Source organism: Rhodococcus sp. EPR-157 (assembly GCF_001647195.1).
Classification (GTDB): Bacteria; Actinomycetota; Actinomycetes; order Mycobacteriales; family Mycobacteriaceae; genus Rhodococcoides.
Genome location: NZ_LVCV01000588.1, coordinates 1 through 4,932 on the forward strand (window position 1 = coordinate 1; position 4,932 = coordinate 4,932).

Below are 4,932 nucleotides of genomic sequence, written 5' to 3' on the forward strand. Positions count from 1 at the left end.
GCATTGATGATCGGCGGTCGATTGGCCGAGAGGTTCGGTCGTCGGCGGATGTACCTACTTGCGCTCGCGCTGTTCGTCACGGTGTCGCTGGCGGGCGGCATCGTCGTAGATCCGCTGCTGCTGAGCGGAATTCGCGTGATCAAAGGAATGTGTGCTGCGCTCACTGCGCCTTTGGGCGCTGCCATCATCGCGACGACCTTCGCGGACGAACGAGGACGTGACCGAGCACTGTCGATCTATGCATTGGCGGGCGGCTCCGGTTTCGCTGCTGGGTTGCTCGCGGCTGGCTTCTTGACTCTGCACGACTGGAGGCTGACGTTTCTGGTACCTGCGATCGTAGTGTCGGTGATTCTCGTCGCAGGGGTTCGGCTGATACCTAGGGACCCACGGCGCGGGCAGGATTCGACCAACCGATTTACGCCCTTGGGAGCAGCAAGCGCCCTGTTCTTCGCGCTCGCAGTGATTGCCGCAGTCTCAGCGATCAGTGCAGCCGCGACCTACGGCTGGCACGACCCTCGAGCAGTGGTGTGTGTGGCCGTTGCCGTGCTACTTGCGGGCGGGCTTGTGCGATCGGAGAGAAACAACGGGGAACCCCTGTATTTCTCACCGGCACTGGCCAACCGAACTCTACTGAGCTCGATGGTCTGCGCGGCCGCGATGAACGGCACGAACCTTGCCTTGCTGGTGATCGTGACCATGCGGCTGCAATACGATCTCGGGTGGACTGCGTTACATGCAGCGCTTGGGGTGTTGCCGGCGAGTGTGCCACTTGTCCTGGCCGCCCCCCTCTCTGGCGCCCTGATCGCGAGGTTCGGAACCGCGCCGCTGACGGCGGCCGGCATGATGTGCACTGGCAGCGCCGCACTGACATTCGCAGTTCCCGAAGCGCCGACCGACTACACAGTCGATGTACTTCCCGGAATGCTTCTGCTCGGAGCTGGCTTCACATTCGGATTCGCCGCGTTGAACTCTCGGGCGACAAGCACCGTCGACGCCGACCACAAGTCGGCGGCAGCAGGCCTGTATCAGACTGCAGTGCAATTGGCCGCTGCCTTCGTCCCAATGACTGTTGCGCTGTGCTGGGTTGTCGATCAACAACTCGCCGCACGTGTAGCGATCGTCGTCGCTCTCCTCGGAATCCTGTCCGCTTGCGCGGGCATCTGGGTTTCGAGGGCCCAACTATCCGATGTAGACCGATCGAAGGAGCAACAATGACCGAGGGAACAATGCAATTGGCAGTCGTCTGCGCAAGTGTGCGGGACGGCCGGCTCGGCCCGACGATCTCGGAGTGGTTCGTAGACCACGCGAAACAACGCGACGATCTCCAGGTCGACCACATCGACCTCGCCGACCATCCGTTGCCGTACCAAATTTCCGAGAATCCCTCGCCCGAAGATGCGCACGCACTCGAGAAGATCACCCCGAGGCTCGAGCGAGCAGATTCTTTCGTTCTCGTGACGCCAGAATACAACCACAGTTTCCCGGCGTCGCTCAAGCATCTGATCGATTGGCATGGGACCCAATGGCGTGCAAAACCAGTGGGACTCGTCTCGTACGGTGGCATCGCGGGTGGTTTGCGTGCGGTGGAACAGCTCAGACCTGTGCTGGGCGAATTACACGCAGTAGCGCTGCGCGAAACCGTCAGCTTTCCGATCGTCTGGAACAAGTTCGACGAGTCAGGGCAACCCGTCGACCGCACCGATGCCGTCGCCGCGGCAGACAAGATGATCGAACATCTTCTTTGGTGGGGACATGCACTACGCGAAGCTCGACGAACCCCGCCGACGTGGTGAGAGATGATCACGGGCGAAAGCAAGCGGGGTGGTTCGCCGGACTACGCGTCGACTCCTTCGGGCTGTGAATCGAATGACCGCAGAATTCGAAAGCTAGTGCTTGGCAACAGAATAGCGGTAGGAGGAACGCTCCACGCGCCTGCTGGCGTCGTCCCGCGCGCGGTAGTCGTCGCTGTGCACGGTGCAGGTATGACGGCAGACTATTTCGATGCTCGGTCCGAACCTTCGTTTTCACTATGTGCGACAGCAACCCGGCTCGGGTACTCGGTACTGACGATCGACCGACCGGGATACGGTACACACGCGGATCGCTATCCAGCGGGGCTATGCATGGACGACCAGGCCACCGCTATCGGCGAGGCTCTCGAGGACTTCGTGCGCAATCATCCGATTGGTGCAGGATTGTTTCTTCTCGCTCATTCCTACGGTGGAGCGGTTGCATTGACGATGGCGTCGAACGTTGGAGGCCCGTCCTTCATCGGCATCGACGTTTCCGGTATCGGTCACGAATTTGCAGTCGGCGCCGCGCCTTTGGATCGTTCGCGCGCAGACCTCGCGTGGCCGATGAACTGGGGGAAGCTGAGCTTCTATCCACCTCGAACCTTCACGTTCGCCGTCGGCATGGTAGCTGAGGTGCCTGCGTGCGAGCTGGACGACATCGCCGGCTGGCCTGAGCGCTTTTCGCTGGTTGCCGAGAGGATCGGCACACCGGTGCGCTTCACGTTCGCCGAGTACGAACAATGGTGGATTCACGACGACGATGCGCTTGATGTACTGCGTTCGCGCTTCGGTAGTTGTCGAGTATCGATCGACGTTCTACCGCAAACGGGACACAACATCAGCCTGGGGTGGACCGCAGCGGCATACCACCTCAAGGCGCTTGCATTTCTCGAAGAATGCCTCGGCGAACGTGCATCGAATTCGGTCTTGCGCACTGCCTGATCCAGGTAGGTAGATTACGCAGAATACTTGACACTTCTTGCCATTGCGCTCTGTTGTGGTGGCCAAGACGATGAATCAGACTCGACATAGCAGTCAAACATGCAATTCGCCATCGGCGACGAGACCGCCACGCTGGATATCCTCTCGCAGTACCCGGATTCCGGCTGGTGGTCGGGCTCACAGACCGGAGGAGTTCAGTGTCAGAAAATCTTTCATCATTCTACGACTGGTTTTCCGAACGAAATATCAAGAATGACTATCACATCGATATTGCATCGCTGAGTGCGCTCGACGGGTGGAAGGTCGATTCGGATGGTTCAGCCATTCGCCACCGGACTGGCAAGTTCTTCTCGATCGAGGGACTGTCGGTCGAAACTCAGGAGATGGAGTCGCACTCCTGGTCTCAGCCCATCATCAACCAGCCCGAGATCGGAATTCTCGGGATCGTCGTCACCAAGGTTGGCGATTCGTATCACTTCTTGATGCAGGCAAAAATGGAACCGGGAAACATCAATCTCATTCAGCTTTCACCGACTGTTCAAGCAACACGTAGCAACTACACGCGCGTGCACCGCGGAAGCGCCGTTCCTTTTCTGGAACATTTCGTTGCGGCTCGCCCTGGCTCAGTCGTGTTCGATTCGTTGCAATCCGAACAGGGTTCCTGGTTTCTCGGAAAGCGGAACAGGAACATGATCGTCGAAGTTCCCGATCGGCTGCCCGCCGGTGAAGACTTCATTTGGTTGAGCTTCGAGCAGATAGCGGCACTGCTCCGCGTGCCGAATCTGGTCAATATGGATTCACGCACAGTCCTGTCCGGGTTGCCGTTCCTCGCCATGGACGGCAATTCCACCGACAGTTCGCCGGTCCACAGTCTGGGGGACCTGTTGAGCTGGTTCACCGATGCGAAGTCGCGGCACCGCCTGGACCGGCGGACGGTACCACTGCATCGTCTCCCGGGGTGGGAATTCGACGGCGACAAGATCCTGCGTCCCGACGGGCGGCACTTCACCGTGATCGGCGTAGACGTCGCTGCCACCAATCGCGAGGTTGCGCACTGGTCACAGCCCATGCTTCGACCGATAGGTCGCGGCGTGATCGCCTTCGTCGGAAGGTTGTTCCACGACGAGTTCCATATCCTGGTTCATGCTCGCACCGAGGCAGGCACAGCCGATGTGGTCGAGATGGGCCCGACTGTCGCGTGCATCCCCGCGAGCTACGAGAACCTGACGAGGGCGGAGCGCCCGCCGTTTCTGGACCTGGTGGAGCAGTCCGACACGGCGGATGTGTTGGTCGACGTCGTGCATTCCGAAGAGGGGGGACGCTTCTACCACGCCGAGAGCCGCTATCTCGTCGTCGACGTGGGCGAGAGCATCGGACACCAGGTGCCCGAAAACTATTGCTGGATGACTGTCGAACAACTGACCGGCTTCGTTCGGTACAGCAACCACGTCAACGTCGCAGCGCGCTGTTTGCTGAGCTGTATGGCTGACGGAGTTGCCGAGCGAACCGCGGTGACGCGGTGACCGAACCTCAGGTAGGACGCGCATTGGTCCTCGGTGCAACCGGTTTCGTCGGCACCCACGTGTGCACCGCGCTTGTCGCATCGGGATACGAGGTCCTCGGAGTCGCGCGCGGAAGACCAGCTCGTGAATTTCCGTTCACATTCCTCGAATTGGATGTCTCGTCAGCAGCTGTGAGCACCATCGGCGGAGTCGTGGATACCTTCGAACCCGACCTGGTCGTCAATACAATCGGCAGCATCTGGGGGCGATCAGACGATCAGATGTGGTCTGCGGCCGTACAGCCGGTGGAGGCCCTGCTCGCCGGGCTGAGAAATGCCGATCACCGGCCATGGCTCGTCCACCTGGGCTCGGTGCTCGAGTACGGGACGATCGGTGTGGGCGAGACGGCAAGTGCACGTCGCGACGCAGCACGCCCCACGAGTGCATACGGCGAGGCAAAGCTGGCCGCGACGGAATCAATTCTCGACGCGGTTGCCGAAGGCCATATCGACGCAGTCGTTCTGCGAATCGCCAACGTATCCGGGCCGGGAGCGCCCAACATAAGTCTTCTCGGCCAGGTCGCACGGCAACTGGCAGATGCCGAAGTCTCCGGCGTGCCTGCCACGATCACGCTTGATGCTCTTACGGCGCAACGTGATTACGTAGACGCGCGAGATGTCGCAGACGCGGTGGTC

5 protein-coding genes are annotated in these 4,932 nt (G+C 60.3%); all 5 read left to right on the top strand.

The annotated features are described in order from the left end of the window. The coding region (locus A2J03_RS25470) for an MFS transporter (RefSeq protein ID WP_068379734.1) at positions 1 to 1,215 on the top strand (1,215 nt) is incomplete at its 5' end. Beyond that, entirely contained in the window at positions 1,212 to 1,793 is a 582-nt protein-coding gene (locus A2J03_RS25475; RefSeq protein WP_068379737.1) for an NADPH-dependent FMN reductase, read from the top strand. The genes A2J03_RS25470 and A2J03_RS25475, both read left to right, overlap by 4 nt. A 3-nt stretch (positions 1,794 to 1,796) precedes the next feature. Further along, the gene (locus A2J03_RS25480; protein WP_082898093.1) at positions 1,797 to 2,735 is read left to right on the top strand and encodes an alpha/beta hydrolase; all 939 of its coding nucleotides are present in this window, start codon (positions 1,797 to 1,799) and stop codon (positions 2,733 to 2,735) included. A gap of 197 nt (positions 2,736 to 2,932) precedes the next feature. Beyond that, a complete protein-coding gene (locus tag A2J03_RS25485; protein WP_068379740.1) occupies positions 2,933 to 4,258 on the top strand; it encodes an NDP-hexose 2,3-dehydratase family protein in 1,326 nt (441 codons plus the stop codon). After that, the coding region (locus A2J03_RS25490) for an NAD-dependent epimerase/dehydratase family protein (RefSeq protein WP_068379743.1) at positions 4,255 to 4,932 on the top strand (678 nt) is incomplete at its 3' end. The genes A2J03_RS25485 and A2J03_RS25490, both read left to right, overlap by 4 nt.

Excerpts from the sequence above, each read along its gene's own strand:
- A2J03_RS25475 (WP_068379737.1), top strand. The coding sequence starts at position 1,212 with ATGACCGAGGGAACAATGCAATTGGCAGTCGTCTGCGCAAGTGTGCGG.
- A2J03_RS25480 (WP_082898093.1), top strand. The coding sequence starts at position 1,797 with ATGATCACGGGCGAAAGCAAGCGGGGTGGTTCGCCGGACTACGCGTCG.